Below are 16,625 nucleotides of genomic sequence, written 5' to 3'. Positions count from 1 at the left end.
TGTCGTCAGACGGTTATTCCGCCGTCTATCTGGAAAACGGATCCGGTGACGTAGGCCGCGCGCGGCGAGGCGAGGAACGAAACCAGGTCGGCCACCTCGGCCGCCGTTCCGAACCGCCGCAGCGGAATGGCCTTCAGCATCTTCTCGCGCGCGGCCGTCGTCATCGCGCGCGTCATCTCGGTGTCGATGATCCCCGGCGCCACGGCGTTCGCCCGGATGCCGTACCGGCCGACCTCCTTGGCCAGCGCGCGGGTGAACCCGATGATCCCGGCCTTGGCGGCCGAATAGTTCGTCTGCGCCGGATTCCCGTACACCCCGGAAACCGACGACAGGTTCACGACGCAGCCCGCGCGCCGTTTCATCATCGCGAAGATCGCCGGCCGGCACACGTGGTAAACGCCGTCGAGATTCGTGTGCAGGACGTCGTTCCACTGGTCGTCGGACATCAGCGCCAGCGGCTGGTCCCGGGTGATCCCGGCCGAGGTGACCACGGCCCCGACCGGCCCCAGCTCGCCCTCGACCCGGTCGAGCCAGTCGCGCACCTCGGCCGGGCGGGTGACGTCCACCCGCACCCCGAGCACGCGCACGCCGGACTCCCCGGCCAGCTTCTCGACCTCGGTCGCCGCCTGCTCGTCCGAGCGGTAGCAGAACCCGACGTCCCAGCCGTCCTCGGCGAGCCGCCGGACCACGGCCGCGCCGATGCCCCGCGACCCGCCGCTGACCAACGCCACCTTCGGCTGTTCTCGGTCCCCAGTCATGTCTCTCCTGTCCCGTTTTCCTCGAAGACGTCCAGGTCCGCTTCGGGCCGGAACGCCAGCACCATGCGCTCGACGCTGAGCACCGGGCGCCCGCCCGCCGTGCTCTCCCCCGCGACGATCGCGCTGTCTTCGAACACGCGGACCACGCTCAGCCGGTGCTCGACCAGATCACCGGGGAACACCTTGCGGTGGAAGCGAACCCCGGACACCGAGCCGATCAGCGTCACCCGCCCGGCCCCCGACGCGCCGCCGGTGACGCCGAGCACGCCGGCCGACTGCGCGAACGACTCGACGAGCAGCACGTCGGGATAGGCCAGTTGCTCCTCGCCGGCGTCCTCGCCGACCGTCGCGTACCACGGTTCGTTCGCCGTCACGGCCTTGGCGGTGACCGCGCGCACCCCCGGTTCCAGTTCCAGGACCCGGTCCACCAGCAGGATCGGGTACCGGTGCGGCAGCAGCTCCCGCACGCCCGCCCCGCCGATCACGCCGGGTCCTCCGTGTAGTGCAGCCGGACCGTCGCCGCGCGCCCCCGCGCGGTGCCGATCCGGGCCGAGACCCGCCAGCCGCCGTCCTCGCGCCGCCAGTCCAGCGCCAGGTCGAGCACGTCACCCGGCACCACGGCCGCGACGAACCGGGCGGAGCCCAGCTCGGCCAGCCGCAGGGCTCCGGTGCCGGGCGGCGGGGACGCGACCGCGCCCTGGTGCACGCACTCCACCAGGCACACCCCCGGGAAGAGCGGTAACCCCGGGTAGTGGCCCGCGAAGACCGGTTCGATCTCGCGGACCCCGAACCGGGCCTTCGCGTGCCAGCCGTCACCGCCCGCCGGAGCCCCGGTCTCGAGCACTTCGACCGTGCCCCGGACCGGGCTCGCCGGCGCCGTCAACGCCCGTCACCCGGCAGCCGGAAGACCCCGCAGGCGACCGTTCCGTCCGGGTCGGCCGACGTCACGACGGCCAGCCGCGCGCCGGTCTCGGCCTGGCCGAGCGCCGCCGCCACCCCGAAGCACGCCGACGCGGCACCGAGGTCCCCGATCAGGGCGCCGAGGTCGAGTCGGCGGGCCCCCGCCAAGAGCGCGTCGAGGACCTCGCTCTCCTGCGCACCGAACCGGCCGGACAGCCCGGAGGGCACGACCACGTCGACCTCCCCCGCCTCGACGCCGGATTCGCGCAACGCGGCGAGCACGCACTCCCGCGACGCCTCGCGCAGGTCGTCGGCCGGGAAGACCCGTGAGGTGATCGCGAGCGTCTCGGCCTGTGGCCGGCCCTCGGTCACGGCTCCGGCCGGCTCCAGCAGCACCATGCAGGCGCCCTCCCCCAGCGGCCGGGCCGCCGGATCGCCTTCACGGCTGTGGAAGTCGAGCCACGCCCGGTCGGCGGAGTACTCCTCCGCCCCGCCCACCAGCACGGTGCTCGCCCGCCCGCGGGCGAGCAGCCGGGTCGCGTAGCGGAACGCCGACAGGCCCGAACCCCGGCCGCTGGCGAGGGTGACGTTGGGCCCGTTCAGCCCGTACCAGATCGCGCAGCGGCCCGCGGCGCAGTTCATCACCGTGTTGGGCATGCGCGCCGGGTCGACGTGGTAGGGCTTGTCGCCGAGCAGCGACGAACGCGTGAAGTCCATCATGCTCTGCGTGCTCCCGCTCGTGGCGAGCACCAGCCCGGTGCCCTCGGGCGCGGTCCCCGGCCCGGCCGCGGGCCCGGTTTCGAAGACCTGCCCCACCGCGGTCACGGCCAGCGCCGTCACCCGGTCCATCGCGCGGGTTCCCTTGCGGCCCAGCACCTCCCGGATGTCGAAGTCCGGGACGACGTGGCCGCGCTCGCCGGGCACCCCGTCTTCGGCCAGTGCGGCCCGGCGGGCGGGCTCGCCGGAGCGGAGCCCGTCCAGGAAATGCTTGCGGTCGATCCCGAAGGGCGACACCGCCGACCACGCGGTGATCACCGCCCCGCTCGCCGTTGCGCTCATCTGCTCACTCCTCAGTGCGTCGTCTGGTCCCACCGCCCGCGTCAGGCGGCCCGGCCCGAGCCCGCCAGTGCCGGGTAGCGGCCGAGGACGACGCTCGCGTTGTTGCCGCCGAACGCCATCCCGTTGTTCTGCACCACGTCGATCTCGGCTTCGACGGCGTGGTTGGGCACGCAGTCGACCGCGCACTCCGGGTCGGTCTCGACGTGGTTGATGGTCGGGAACACGAAGCCTTCCCGGATCGCCAGCGCGCCGGCGATCGCGGCGAGCGCGCTGGCCGCCCCCATGGTGTGGCCGAGCATCGACTTCAGCGACACCGTGCGCGGCACGTCGGCCCCGAACACGTCGTGGATCGCGCCGCACTCGGTGACGTCGTTGGCTTTCGTGCCCGTCCCGTGCGCCGAGACGAGGTCGACCTGGGCCGGGTCGAGCCCGGCGTCGGCCAGGGCCAGCCGCATGCAGTTCGCCACGCCGTCCTGGTTCGGCGCCACCTGGTGGTAGGCGTCGCAGTTCAGTCCGTACCCCAGTACCTCCGCGTGGATCCGCGCGCCGCGCGCGAGCGCGGACTCCAGCGTCTCCAGCAGGAGCACACCGGCACCCTCACCGGTGAGGATGCCCTTGCGGCCGATGTCGAACGGCCGGCAGTTGTCCGGCGCTATCGTCCCCAGCCGGTAGAACCCGGCGAAGGTCTTGCGGCAGACCGCGTCCGCTCCCCCGCACAGCGCGAAGTCCACCTCCCCCGCCTTCACCGCGTCGAAGCCGTAGCCGAGCGCGTAGTTGCCCGCCGAGCACGCGGTCGCGATCGTGGTCGCCTCGACGTCGCCCAGCCCCAGTTCGCGGGCGATCGCCGTGGACAGCCGGGTCGGCGGCACCCGCCGGACCTCGCTCGGGGCCAGTGCTTCCCGGCCGCCGTCGATCCCGGCCGCGGCGAGCTCGTCGAGCACGTTCGACTCGCCGTCGGTGGTCCCGATCGCGACCATCCCCCGGCGCGACCGCAGCCAGTCGTGCGCGACGCCGGCGTCGTCGATCGCCATCCGGGCCGCCGCCACCGCGAACCGGCTCGCCCGGCCCAGCGACTCGACGGGCAGGTTCCGGATCCAGTCGCGGGGTTCGAAGCCGCGCACCTCGCAGCCGCGGGAGTGGTCGAACCCGGTGGTGTCGAACCCGGTGATGTCGCGCGCGCCGCTGCGCCCGGCCCGCAGGCCCGCCGCGAACTCTTCCGCGCCCTGGCCGATGCTCGACAGCGCGCCGAGCCCGGTGAGCACCACCCGGTGGGCCGTCACCATCCCGCGCTCTCCGCGACCACTTCGTGCACGGCGGTCAGGTTGACCATGCGCGGCAGCTCGGCCTGCTCGATGGTCACCTTGAACTCCTTCTCCAGCAGCGCCAGGATCTCGATCGCCAGGAGCGAGTCGGCGCCGTGGTCGTCGACGAAGAGGCTGGTCGGCGTCATCTCGTCCTCGTCGATCTCGAGGACGTCGCAGACGATCTCCTTGATGCGGGCGGTGCGGGAGGCGGTTTCGGTGCTGGTCATCTTCGTTCTTCCTTCGGTGTCGGTTCGGGTTTCATCCGTCGTGCTTCGCGGCGAGGCTGCGCGGACGCAGGTCCCGCCAGTTCTCCTCGACGTAGGCGAGGCAGGCCGCGCGGGTCTCCGGGCCGTGCACGCGGTCCCAGCCCTCGGGCAGTTCGGCGAAGGCGGGCCAGAGTGCGTGCTGGCCTTCGGCGTTGACGACCACGTGGAAGGTGCCCGTCTCGTCGTCGAAGGGGTTGGTCACCGATCGCTCCTTTCGTTCGCGAGGTACTCTTCGATCCCCTCGCCGACCCGCCGCAGCGGCTCGGCTCCGGTCATGGCGTCGTGCCCGACCGGAAGTTCGGTCACCGCGATCGCACCGTCCACATGGGACGTCCAGGCCGCGGCGGTGCGGTTGTCCGCGTCGGCCGCCGCGGTGAAGTGCAGCAGCGTGCCGCGGAAGGTGCGGGGCACGAACTCCGCCTGCAGCCGCAGGTTGTTGCGCCAGGCGGCGAAACACCGCTTCAGCTGCTCCGAGGTGAGCTCGGCCAGGGGGTTGGCCTCCCGCGCGAACAGCTCGCGCAGGCCGGCGAAGTCGGGGCCGCGCACCGGTTCCTCGTCGCCGCGGTAGCCGAAGAACCGCAGCACGATCGCCGCGAGCTCCTCGTCGTCCGGCAGGGCGTCGTCGCTGCCCGGCGCGCTGTCGAGGCTGACCAGCAGCGCGACCCGCTCGCCCTCGTCCTGCAGCCGGCACGCGATCTCGTGCGCCACCACCCCGCCGAACGACCAGCCCAGCAGGTGGTAGGGCCCGTGCGGCTGGACCCGGCGGATCTCCGCCAGGTAGCCGGCCGCCATCGCGCCGACGTCGGCGGGCAGCCCGGCGTCGTCGACGATCCCGCGGGCCTGCAGGCCGTGCAGCGGCCGGTCGGCCAGGTGCGCGGCGAGGCCGTGGTAGGACCAGCTGACGCACCCCGCCGGGTGGACGCAGAACAGCGGTTCCCTGCTGCCTTCCCGGCGCAGCGGGAGCAGGACGTCGAAGGACGTCCCGCCGGCGCTGGTCTCGATCCGCCGGGCCAGCCGCGCGGGCGTCGGGTGGTCGAACAGGTCGCGGATGCCGAGCCCGGCGGCCAGCCGCTCGCGGACCCGGCTCAGCAGCCGGGTCGCCAGCAGCGAATGCCCGCCCAGGGCGAAGAAGTCGTCGTGCAGGCCGACCGCCGGCGCGCCGAGCACGTCGGCGAACAGCGCGCACAGGACGTCTTCGGCCGGGGTCCGCAGCCGGTCGTGGCCCGCGGTCGCCTTGACGGCCGGGGCCGGCAGCGCCGAGCGGTCGAGCTTCCCGTTGGCGGTCAAGGGGAAGCGCTCCAGCACGACCACCGCGGCGGGGACCATGTAGTCCGGCAGCGTCCGGCCCAGCCGGGCCCGCACGTCGGCCGGGTCGGCGCCGTCGCCGACGACGTAGGCGGCCAGCCGCCGGTCGCCCGGGACGTCCTCGCGCACGACCACCGTGGCCCGGCCGATCCCGGGCACGGCCAGCAGCGCCGTCTCGATCTCGCCGAGCTCGATCCGGAACCCGCGCAGCTTCACCTGGTGGTCGGTGCGGCCGACGTAGTCGAGCTGCCCGTCGGTGCCCCACCGCACGAGGTCGCCGGTGCGGTACATCCGCGTGCCCGGCGCGCCGAACGGGTCGGCGACGAACCGCTGCGCGGTCAGTCCCGGGCGGTTCAGGTAACCCCGCGCGAGCCCGGCGCCGGCGATGTACAGCTCGCCGGGGACGCCGTCCGGCACCGGCCGCAGCGCCGCGTCCAGCACGTAGACCCGGGTGTTGTCCAGGGGGACGCCGATCGCCGGGGCGCCCGGCCGGTCCGGGACGGCGGTCAGGTCCGCCGCGGTCGACCAGATGGTCGTCTCGGTCGGGCCGTAGACGTTGGTGACGCTCCAGGTGAGCTCGCGCAGCCGGTCGGCCAGCGCCCGGCTGACGGCCTCGCCGCCGATCAGGGCCCGCAGCCCGCCGAGGGTCTTCGGCGCCGTCTCGGCCAGCTCCTGCCACAGCGTCGGCGTCGCCTGCATGATCGTGGCCGCCGAGCCGGTGATCAGCTCGCCCAGCACCGCCGGGTCGCGGACCTCGTCGGGCGCCGCGACCACCAGCCGGGCCCCGGCCAGCAGCGGCACCAGGACCTCCAGGTTGGCGATGTCGAACCCGGGCGTCGTGACGGCGAGGAACCGGTCCGCCGTCGTGATCGCGGTGCGGGACACCATGTCGTCGAGCAGGTTCGCCAGCGCGCCGAGGGGCACGACGACGCCCTTGGGGCGGCCGGTGGACCCGGAGGTGTAGAGGATGTACGCGGGGTTGTCCGGCTTCACGCGGGCAGCAGCGAGCGGCGTCGTCGCGAACTCCGCCAGGGCGGGGTCGTCGACCAGCACCCGCGGCGCGGTGCCCGTGTCGGTGCCCGCCGTCGTGACGACCACCGCGGGAGCCGCGTCCTCGAGCATGAAGGCGACCCGCTCGGCCGGGTACCCGGGGTCGATCGGCAGGTACGCGGCCCCGGTCCCGAGCACCGCGAGCAGCGCGACCACCAGGTCCGCCGAGCGCGGCAGGACCAGCGCGACCACCGACTCCGGGCCGGCGCCGTGCCGGGCCAGCAGCCGGGCCATCCGGTGCACCCGGGCGTACAGCCCGGCGTAGGTCAGCTCGGTCTCGCCGGCGACCAGCGCCACGGCGTCCCCGGCCCGCTCGGCCGTCTGCCGCAGGCGCTCGAACAGCGGCGTCCCGGGCAGCTCCCGGGCGGTGTCGTTGCGGGCCACCAGGATCCGCTCGCGCTCGCCGGCGTCGAGGACGTCGATCGCGCTCACGCGGCGGCCCGGATCGGCCGCCATCGCCCGCAGCACGGTGGCCAGCCGCTCCGCCATCCGCGTCACGGTCGCGGCCTCGAACAGCTCGGTGCGGTACTCGACGAACCCGCCGAACCCGCCGTCCTGCTCGGCGAACTCGAACGCCAGGTCGTACCGGGCCGTGCCGGTGCCGCCGGGCAGCACCTCGGCGTCCACTTCGGACAGTCCGAGGCCGGCGCCGGCGTTGTTGTGCAGCACGAGCAGCACACCGAACAGTGGCGTCCGCGCCTGCGACCGCACGGGGTTGAGCACGTCCACCAGCCGCTCGAACGGCACGTCCTGGTGGGCGTAGGCGGCCAGGTCGGTCGTGCGGACCCGGGCGAGCAGCTCGGCGACGGTCGGGTCGCCGGAGAGGTCGGTCCGCAGCACCAGGGTGTTGAGGAAGACGCCCACCAGGTCGTCGAGCGCGTCGTCGGTGCGCCCGGCGACCGGGGTGCCGAGCGGGATGTCCCGGCCGGCACCGAGCTTCGCCAGCAGCGCGGCGAGCCCGGCCTGCAGCACCATGAACACGCTGACGCCGGCGTCGGCGGCGAGCCGTTCGAGCCCGGCGCGCAGTTCGCGGTCCAGCTCGAAGTACACGCGGTCACCGCGGCCGTCGGCGACGGCCGGGCGGGGGTGGTCGGTCGGCAGCTCCAGCTGGTCGGGCACGCCGGCCAGGGTGGTGCGCCAGTGGTCCAGCTGCCGCGCGGCGAGGCTCTCCGGGTCGTCCTCGGCGCCGAGCAGATCCCGTTGCCACAGCGCGAAGTCCGCGTACTGCACGGGCAGCGGCGCCCACTCCGGCACGCGCCCGGCGAGCCGTTCGGCGTAGGCGTGGGAGAGGTCGCGGGTCAGCGGCCCGAACGACCAGCCGTCGGCCGCGATGTGGTGCACGACGACGACCAGCACGTGGGTCCGCTCGCCGGTGCTGAGCAACGTCGCCCGCAGCGGCGGCTCCACCGCGAGGTCGAACCCCCGCCGGGTGGCCGTGCGCACGGCGTCGTCCAGCTCCCCGTCGGTGACGCCGACGGCGGCGAAGAGCCCGGTCGCCTCGACGACCTGCTGGTACGGGACTCCGTCGTGCTCGGGGAACACCGTCCGCAGGCTCTCGTGCCGCGCGACGACGTCGTCGAACGCGGCCGCGAGGGCACCGGTGTCGATTGGGCCGGTCAGCTTCACCGCGACGGACAGCGTGTACGCGGCGCGCTGCTCCTCGAACCGGTCGAGGAACCACAGCCGCTGCTGGGCGAACGAGAGCGGCACGCGCTCGGGCCGCGGCCGCGGCACCAGCGCGGCCCGGGTGCGGGCCTGGTCGAGCCGGCCCGCGAGGCCGGCCACCGTCGGGTGGTCGAACAGGTCCTGGACGGACACCTCGGCGTCCAGCTCGGTCCGGATCCGGCTGGCCAGCCGGGTGGCGAGCAGCGAATGCCCGCCGTGGGCGAAGAAGTCGCCGGTCACGCCGACCTCGCGGCCCAGCACCTCGGCGAACAGGGCCTGCAGCCGTCGTTCGCGTCCGGTTTCCGGGGCCCGGCCGGGCTCCGCCGCGCCGGTGCCCGGCGGCACCAGGGCCTTGCGGTCGACCTTGCCGTTCGGGGTCAGCGGCAGCGCGTCCAACCGGACGTAGGCCGCCGGCAGCATGTAGCCCGGCACGGCCAGGGCGAGCCCGCTCCGCAGCTCGTCGTCGGAGAGCTCCCCGCTCAGGACGACGTAGGCGGCCAGGTCGTCGCCGTGCGGGTGCACGACGGCGTCGCGGACCTCGGGCAGGGCCCGCAGCGCGGTCTCGATCTCGCCGAGCTCGATGCGGTTGCCGCGGATCTTGACCTGGTCGTCGCGGCGGTGGAGGAACTCGAGCCGGTCGTCCGGGCGCAGCACGACGACATCGCCCGTGCGGTACATCCGCTCCCCCGGCGCCGGCCGGAACGGGTCCGGCACGAACGTCGCCGCGGTGCGGCCGGGGTCGGCCAGGTAGCCGCGGCCGACGCCGAGCCCGCCGACGTACAGCTCGCCCGGCACCCCGGCCGGCACGGGCCGCAGGTGGTCGTCGAGGACGTAGAGCGCGGTGTTGCGCAGCGGCGCGCCGATCGGCGTCCGCGGGCCGTCCGGCGCGCTCGTCAGCACGGCGTGCGTGACGTCGTCGGAGCACTCCGTCGGCCCGTAGGCGTTGACCAGCGGGACGTTCGGGAACCGCGCGAGCCACCGCGCGCAGGACCCCGGCGGCAGCGCCTCCCCGGTGACGACGAGCAGGCGCAACGCCGGGAGCACCGGCGCGCCACCCTCGATCCCCCAGGAATCGAGGGTGGCGGCCAGCAGCGAAGGGACGATTTCCAGCACCGTGACGGCGTGCTCGGCGACCGTCGCGAACAGCGTGCGGGGATCACGCGCCGCCCGGCGCGGGGTCACCTGGACCCGGCCGCCCGCGACGAGCGGCGCGAGCATCTGCCAGACCGAGATGTCGAAGGTGACCGGGGCGTTGTGCACCACCACGTCGCGCTCGCCGAGCCCGAGGTCCTCGACCTTCGCGAGCAGGTGGTTGACCATCCCCCGGCGCGCCACCATGGCACCCTTCGGCCGTCCGGTCGAGCCGGACGTGTAGAGGACGTAGGCCAGGTCCAGCTCGTCACCGGACAGTTCGGCGTGCTCGGCGGTCTCGCCGTCGAGCGTCAGCACCGGGAGGTCCCCCGCCACTTCGGCGGCGAGCACCGCGTGGGCGGGGTCGGCCAGCAGCACGACGGGCGCGCTTTCGGTGAGCAGGCCGGCGTTCCGGGCGACCGGCGCGGCACCGTCGAGGGGCAGGTAGGCGCACCCGGCGCCGAGGACGCCGAGCACCGCGGCGACGTAGCCCGCTCCGGGTTCGGCCAGCAGCGCGACCAGCGAACCGGTCTCCGCCCCGGCCTCGCGGACGCGGTGGGTGACGGCGTTCGCCCGGCGCACGAGATCCGCGTACGTCGTTTCGCCGTGCTCGTCGCCGACCGCGATCCGGGCCGGGAAGCGCTCGGCGAACTCGCGCACCCGCGCCACGACGTCGGTCCATTCCACCGGGCGCGCGGTGTCGTTCCACTCGACCAGCAGGCGGTGCTCTTCGGCGGTGCCGAGCACCCCGATCCGGCTGAGCGGCAGCTCCGGCTCGGCGAGCGCGCGGTCGAGGAACCGCACCAGCGCGGCGGCCAGCCGTTCGACCGTCTCGCGGTCGAAGAGGTCGGCGCTGTACTTCACCAGCGACGCGACGCCCTCGCAGGCGTTGTCCCCGGTCCGCTCCTCGGCGAACTCGAAGTGCAGGTCGAGGTCGGCGGTGCCGGTCGGGACCAGCTCGCCGCCCAGCGTCAGGCCGGGCAGCTCGACGCTCGGGGTTTCGTTGCTGTGCAACGTGATCGCGACCTGGAACAGCGGGTGCCGGGCCCGCACGCGGGGCGGGTTGAGCACTTCGACGAGCCGTTCGAACGGCACGTCCTGGTGGCCGTACCCGGCGAGGTCGGTCTCCCGGACCCGGGCCAGCAGGTCCCGGAACGCCGGGTCGCCCGCCAGGTCGACGCGCAGCACGAGCGTGTTGACGAAGAACCCGGCCAGGTCGGTCAGCGCGTCGTCGGTGCGGCCCGCGACCAGCGTGCCGAGCGGGATGTCCGTGCCGGCGCCGTACTTGCCCAGCATCGCCGCCACGGCCGCCTGCAGCACCATGAACACCGTGGAGCCGGTCTCGGCCGCGAACCGGTCGAGGCGGCCGTGCAGGTCCGCGTCGAGGGCGAACGGCACGATGCCGCCGCGGTAGGACGACAGCGCCGGACGCGGGCGGTCCGCCGGCAGCGGCAGCTCGCCGGGCAGGTCGCCCAGCGCGCCGCGCCAGTACGCGAGCTGGCGTGCCTGCAGGCTTTCCGGGTCGCCGGCGTCGCCGAGCAGCTCACGCTGCCACAGCGCGTAGTCCGCGTACTGCACCGGCAGCGGCGCCCAGTCCGGGGCCAGCCCGTCGAGCCGGCGGGCGTAGGCCCGGGCCAGGTCGCGGGCCAGCGGGGCCGCCGACCAGCCGTCGCTCGCGATGTGGTGGATCACCAGCAGCAGCACGTGCTCGTCCGGGGCGACGGCGAACAGCGTCGGCCGCAGCGGGGTGTCCGTCGTGACGTCGAAGCCGGTTCGCGCGGCCTCGGCCAGCGCCGCGTCGAGCCGGTCCGGCGAGGTCTCGACGACCGGGAGTCCCACCTCGACCGCGGGAAGAACGCGCTGGACGCCTTCGCCGTCGATCTGCGGGTACACCGTGCGCAGCACTTCGTGCCGCTCGACGACGTCGCGCAACGCCGCCCGCATCGCGCCGGCGTCGAGCTTTCCGCTCAACCGCAGGGCGATCGGGATGTTGTAGGTCGCCCCCGGTCCCTCGAACTGGTTGAGGAACCACAACCGCTGCTGGGAGAACGACAGCGGCACGCGTTCGGGTCGCGGCCCCGCGGTCAGCGGCGGCCGGGTGGTGGTGCCGCCGAGCCGGGCCGCGAGCCGGGCCGGCGTCTGGTTCTCGAAGACGTCGCGGATGCTCAGCCCGGCGTGCAGGACGGCCTCGATCCGGCCGACCAGCTTGGTGACGAGCAGGGAGTGGCCGCCGCACTCGAAGAAGTTGTCGTCGATGCCGACGCTCTCGCGGCCGAGCACCTCGGCGAAGAGCCGGCACAGCGCCTCTTCACGCGCGTTGCGCGCCTCCTGGGACCGCGGGCCTTCCGGCTCGGCCTCCCGAACGGGCGTCCGTGGCTGGACGGGCTCGAACACCTCTGGCTCGCCGTAGCGGGTCCACCGGCCGCGGCGGCCGGTCGCGGCCATCCGCGTGCCCGCCTTGCCGAACGGGCTGGGCACGAGCGTCGTGGCGACGAGCGCCGCCTCGGCCTCGGTGGTCGTCAACGGGCGCCCGGAGCCGACGTACCACCAGCCCTCCACGCCGGGCGGGACGAGCCGGAGCCGGTCGTCGAGCAGGTACACGCGGGGGCGTGCGGGCGGCGTGACGGGCAGGCCGGTCAGCAGCTCCGGCACGGCGGCCGCGCGCTTGCTCCAGTCGCCGAGCAGCGTCTCGCGCTCGCCGTCGGCGAGCAGGTCCAGCGCGGACAGTTCCCGGCCGGGGTCGGCGACGGCCGACGCGAGCAGGGCCAGGAACCGCTCGCCCAGCCGGCGCACGGTCTCCTCGAAGAACAGGTCGGTGCTGTACTCCAGGCCGAGGGTCATCCCGTCCGGGGCGCCGTCGGCGAAGTCCTCGACGAAGTCGAACGACAGGTCGAACTTCGCGGTGCCGTTGGTGGCCAGCTCGAAGTGCCCGGACAGGCCCTCCATCGAGACTTCGGGCTTTTCGTTGTTCTGGAAGGTCAGGATGACTTCGAACATCGTCTTCCCGCCGCCGGAGCGCGCCGGCCGGATGTTCTCCATCAGCCGCTCGAACGGCACGTCCTGGTGCGCGTAGGCGGCGAGGTCGGTCTCGCGGACCCGCTCCAGCAGCGCGCGGAAGCTCGGGTCCCCGGACAGGTCGCTGCGCAGCAGCACGGTGTTGAGGAACAGCCCGACCAGCGGGTCGAGCACCGGCTCGGCGCGGCCGGCGACCGGGCTGACGAGCGCGATGTCCGTGCTGCCGCCGATCCGCGACAGCAGCGTCGCGAGCGCGGCCTGCACGACCATGAACGGCGTGGCCTTGGCCGCCCTGGCCAGCTCGGCGACCCCGGCGTGCAGCCCCGCGTCGATCCGGAAGTGGATCGTGTCGCCCTGCGGCGTCCGGTTCTCCGACCGCGGCCGGTCCAGCGGCAGGTTGAGGTCGGTGGTCAGCCCGACGAGCTCGGCCCGCCAGTACTCGATCTGCTCGGCGGCCAGGCTTTCCGGGTCGTCGTCGGCGCCGAGCAGGCCCGTCTGCCAGAGCGTGTAGTCGGCGTACTGGACCTCGAGCGGTTCCCAGTCCGGCGCGTGGCCGCGGGCGCGGGCGTTGTAGGCCTCGCTCAGGTCGCGCGCCAGCGGCGCGGCCGACCAGCCGTCGGCGGCGATGTGGTGCACCACGACCAGCAGCACGTGGTCGTCGTCGGCCAGGTCGAACAGCACCGGGTGCACCGGGATGTCGGTGGCCAGGTCGAAGACGTGCGCGGCCGCGTCGTTCAGGTCGTCGGCGAGGTCGTCCTCGGTGGTTTCGACGATCTCCATCGGCGGCCGGGCGTCCTCGGGCGCGAGCACGACCTGACGCGGTTCGCCGCCCTCGTCCGGGATGATCGTGCGCAGCGTCTCGTGCCGGGCGATGAGGTCCCAGACCGCGTGCTCGATGGCGTCGAGGTCGAGGTCGCCCTTCAGCCGGGTGACCGCGGGGACGTTGTAGGTGCCGCTCGGGCCCTCCAGCCGGTCGAGGAACCACAACCGTTGCTGGGCGGGCGAAAGCGGGATGCGCGCGGGCCGCTCGGCGCGCTCGAGCGGCGGCCGCGGCCGGACCGGGCCGTCGAGCAGGGCGGCCAGGTCCGCGGCCTTCGGCGCGCCGAAGAGGTCCTTGAGCGACAGCTCGATCCCGGTGGCGCGGCGCAGCTTCCCGATCAGCTTGGTCCCCAGCAGCGAGTGCCCGCCGAGGTCGAAGAAGCTTTCGTCGGCGCCCACCCGCGCCACGCCGAGCACCTCGGCGAACGCCGTGGTCACCAGTTCCTCGTGCACGGTCCGCGGGGCACGGACCTCCGTCGTGGTGTCGACGGTGGGCTCGGGCAGCGCCTTGAGGTCGACCTTGCCGTTCGGCGTCAGCGGCAGCGCCGCCAACGCCTCGAACACCGAGGGCACCAGGTGACCGGGCAGCCGTTCGGCCGTCGCGGTGCGCCACTGTTCGGCGTCGCCGTCGCCGACGACGTAGGCCACGAGCCGCTTCTGGCCGGCGCGGTCGGCGCCGACGACCACCACGGCGTCGGTGACGCCGGGCAGCGCGCGCAGCGCGACCTCGACCTCGCCGATCTCGATGCGGTGGCCGCGGATCTTGACCTGGCGGTCGCGGCGCCGGAGGAACTCCAGCTGCCCGTCGGCCCGGTGGCGCACGATGTCGCCGGTGCGGTACATCCGCGCGCCCGAGCCGGGCTGGTACGGGTCCGGGACGAACGTCGTGGCGGTGCGGCCGGGGTCGGCCAGGTAGCCGCGGCCGACCCCGTGCCCGGCGACGTACAGCTCGCCCGGGACGCCGGGCGGCACCGGGCGCAGGCCGTCGCCGAGGACGTAGAGCAGGGTGTTGCGCACGGCTTCCCCGATCGGCACCCGCGGGCCGTCGAGCGAGCTGTCCGCGGTGAGCACCGCGTGCGTGACGTCGTCGGCGCATTCGGTCGGGCCGTAGGCGTTGACGAGCGGGATCCCGGCGAACCGGTCGAACCACCGCTTGCACAGGTCCGGGGGCAGCGGCTCGCCGGTCACCACCAGCTCGCGCAGCACCGGCAGCTCCGGCACGGCGGCGCCGTCGTCCCACGAGTCGAGCGCGGCACGCAGCAGCGAGGGCACGACCTCGAGGATCGACACGTTCTCACCGGCGGTGAGCCCGAACAGGGCGGCCGGGTCGCCGGCGACCTCCCGGCCGACCACGCGCACGCGGCCGCCGAGCACCAGGGCGCAGACCATCTGCCAGACCGAGATGTCGAACGACAGCGGCGCGTTCTGCACCACGACGTCCGCGCCGCTCAGGCCGAGGTCGTCGATCTTGGCCCGGAGGTGGTTGACCATCCCGCCGTGGGTGACCATCGCGCCCTTGGGCGTGCCGGTGGAGCCGGAGGTGAAGATGACGTAGGCGAGGTCGTCGACCTCGGCCGGTACGGCTTCGCCCAGCCGGCCGGCGGTCCCGTCCGGGACCACCGGGTCGACGCCGAGCGCGACGGCGGCGTCCCGGTACGCCGGGGCCGCGATCACCGCCGAGGCCTCGCTTTCGGCGATCAGCTGCGCGGTGCGCGCGGCCGGGGCCCGCGGGTCGAGCGGGACGTACGCGCCGCCCGCTGCCCAGGTGCCGAGCATCGCCGCGATGAAGCCGCTGCCGGGCCCGTCGAGGATGCCGACGCGGTCGCCCTTGGCCAGTCCGCGCCCGGCCAGCTGCCGCGCGATGGCGGCCGCCCGGCCGCACAGCTGCGCGTAGGTGGTCTCACCGGCGTCGTCGACCACCGCGACCGTGTCCGGCCGCGCGGTGGCGATCGCGCCGACCTGCTCGACGACGCCGGTGAATTCCGGGGGGCCGCTGGTGCCGGTCCACCGGGCCAGCAGCTCGCGCTCGCCCGGGTCGAGCACGTCGATCCCGCCCAGCGCCCGGTCCGCCGGCCAGTCCCCCAGGTCGCGCAGGTAGGCGAGGAACCGGTGGGCCAGCCGGTCGAGGGCGGCCGCGGTGTAGAGCTTCGGGTTGCCGTCGAAGAGGACCTGGAGGCCGCCGTCCTCGTTGTCGTGCACGGTGATGGAGAGGTCGTCGTTGGGCGCGGTGGACAGGTTGTGCGTCCGGCCCGGGCACGGGCCGAACCGCAGCTCCGCCACGAAGGACGCGACGTTCAGCTCCGGCCCGAACGGCCGGGTGTCGGTCGCCGGCAGGCCGATCAGCGACCGCACCTCGCGGCCGCGGTGGCGCTGGTGCTTGAGGGTCCGGCGGACCTCCCTGCCGACGTGGCCGAGCAGCTCGCCGCGGGTCATCGCCGGGCGGATGGCCAGGGGCAGCGGCAGCACGTTGGCGCGCATGCCGGGGATCGCGCGGGTCGCGTCGGTGGTGCGGGAGGTCACCGGCAGCGAGAGGAGGACCTCCGGGCCGCCGGTCAGCCGGTGCAGGTAGGCGCCGACCGCGGCGATCACGAACGTCGGCCACGCCGCCCGGTCCTCCCACGCCAGGGCGCGCAGGTGCTCGACGGCGGCCGCGTCCAGGCTCGCGCCGCGGCGGAGGAAGCTGTCCGCGGGGACCACCGGGCGCGTCGACACGGTGGTCAGCTCCGGCGTCTCCGGGAAGCGGCCGGCCCAGAACTCCCGGTCCTTTTCGGCCTGTTTGGAGTCCGAATAGGACTGTTCGTCGGCCAGCAGCACCGAAAGCGGCTCGAACGCCCCCTCGGCCGGATCGCGGTCTTCGACGAGTGCCGTGTAGATCGCGGCGACGCGCTGGGCGAACACGGCCTCGCTGAAGCCGTCCCAGAGGACGTGGTGCGCGCGCGTGTAGAAGTAGTGCTTCTCCTCGTCCAGCCGGATCAGCGCCATGGTGTACAACGCCGACTCCGGGTCCGCCGGGTCCACCGGCCGGCGCACGTCGGCCCGCATCCACTCCAGCGCGTGCGCGGCCGGGTCGGCCTCCGCGCGCGCGTCGAGCAGCTCCAGCGGCGACCCGGTCAGCGGCTCGACGACCTGGCGCACGGTGTCGCCGTCGGCTTCGAACCGCACGCGCAGGCAGTCCGCCTCGGTCACCGCGCGGCGCACGGCGTCGGTGAAGACGTCCTCGCGCAGCGGCCCGTCGATCTCGTAGTACTCCGCGATGTTCCAGATCGGGTTGCCCGGGTCGAGCTGCTGGGCGTACCAGACTTCGAGCTGCGCGGCGGACAGCGGCAGGTTCTGCGACATGCTGGCGTTCTCCC

At 74.3% G+C, this 16,625-nt stretch carries 8 protein-coding genes; all 8 read right to left on the bottom strand.

Annotated elements, in window-relative coordinates; genetic code table 11:
* Window positions 1–5: 5 nt before the first annotated feature.
* The 8 genes from fabG to ACYVLJ_RS42765 are packed head-to-tail and all read right to left on the bottom strand — an operon-like array spanning window position 6 to window position 16,611.
* Entirely contained in the window at window positions 6–758 is a 753-nt protein-coding gene (gene fabG / locus ACYVLJ_RS42800) for a Rossmann-fold NAD(P)-binding domain-containing protein (protein ID WP_460442991.1), read from the bottom strand.
* Window positions 755–1,243 carry a 3-hydroxyacyl-ACP dehydratase FabZ family protein gene (locus ACYVLJ_RS42795; RefSeq protein ID WP_460442990.1) on the bottom strand — a complete coding sequence of 163 codons (489 nt, stop codon included), beginning with the start codon at window positions 1,241–1,243 and terminating at the stop codon, window positions 755–757. The genes fabG and ACYVLJ_RS42795 overlap by 4 nt, the downstream gene beginning before the upstream one ends.
* Window positions 1,240–1,641, bottom strand: coding sequence for a 3-hydroxyacyl-ACP dehydratase FabZ family protein (locus ACYVLJ_RS42790; RefSeq protein WP_460442989.1), 402 nt, complete (start codon window positions 1,639–1,641; stop codon window positions 1,240–1,242). Before ACYVLJ_RS42790 ends, ACYVLJ_RS42795 begins: the two co-directional genes overlap by 4 nt.
* A complete protein-coding gene (locus tag ACYVLJ_RS42785; RefSeq protein WP_451983820.1) occupies window positions 1,638–2,717 on the bottom strand; it encodes a beta-ketoacyl synthase N-terminal-like domain-containing protein in 1,080 nt (359 codons plus the stop codon). The genes ACYVLJ_RS42790 and ACYVLJ_RS42785 overlap by 4 nt, the downstream gene beginning before the upstream one ends.
* A gap of 41 nt (window positions 2,718–2,758) precedes the next feature.
* Entirely contained in the window at window positions 2,759–4,000 is a 1,242-nt protein-coding gene (locus ACYVLJ_RS42780) for a beta-ketoacyl-[acyl-carrier-protein] synthase family protein (protein ID WP_451983818.1), read from the bottom strand.
* Window positions 3,994–4,248, bottom strand: coding sequence for a phosphopantetheine-binding protein (locus ACYVLJ_RS42775; protein WP_451983816.1), 255 nt, complete (start codon window positions 4,246–4,248; stop codon window positions 3,994–3,996). Before ACYVLJ_RS42775 ends, ACYVLJ_RS42780 begins: the two co-directional genes overlap by 7 nt.
* A 31-nt stretch (window positions 4,249–4,279) precedes the next feature.
* Entirely contained in the window at window positions 4,280–4,489 is a 210-nt protein-coding gene (locus tag ACYVLJ_RS42770; protein ID WP_451983814.1) for an MbtH family protein, read from the bottom strand.
* Complete coding sequence (locus tag ACYVLJ_RS42765; protein WP_460442988.1) at window positions 4,486–16,611, bottom strand: non-ribosomal peptide synthetase; 12,126 nt, start codon at window positions 16,609–16,611, stop codon at window positions 4,486–4,488. Before ACYVLJ_RS42765 ends, ACYVLJ_RS42770 begins: the two co-directional genes overlap by 4 nt.
* Window positions 16,612–16,625 lie beyond the last annotated feature (14 nt).

This window comes from Amycolatopsis stemonae (assembly GCF_054781455.1).
Note: the sequence above shows the minus strand (reverse complement) of the source record. Positions and strands in the feature narration are given on the sequence as shown.

Coding starts and splice junctions, on each gene's coding strand:
- fabG (WP_460442991.1), bottom strand. CDS start 758: ATGACTGGGGACCGAGAACAGCCGAAGGTGGCGTTGGTCAGCGGCGGG.
- ACYVLJ_RS42785 (WP_451983820.1), bottom strand. CDS start 2,717: ATGAGCGCAACGGCGAGCGGGGCGGTGATCACCGCGTGGTCGGCGGTG.
- ACYVLJ_RS42780 (WP_451983818.1), bottom strand. CDS start 4,000: ATGGTGACGGCCCACCGGGTGGTGCTCACCGGGCTCGGCGCGCTGTCG.
- ACYVLJ_RS42775 (WP_451983816.1), bottom strand. CDS start 4,248: ATGACCAGCACCGAAACCGCCTCCCGCACCGCCCGCATCAAGGAGATC.
- ACYVLJ_RS42765 (WP_460442988.1), bottom strand. CDS start 16,611: ATGTCGCAGAACCTGCCGCTGTCCGCCGCGCAGCTCGAAGTCTGGTAC.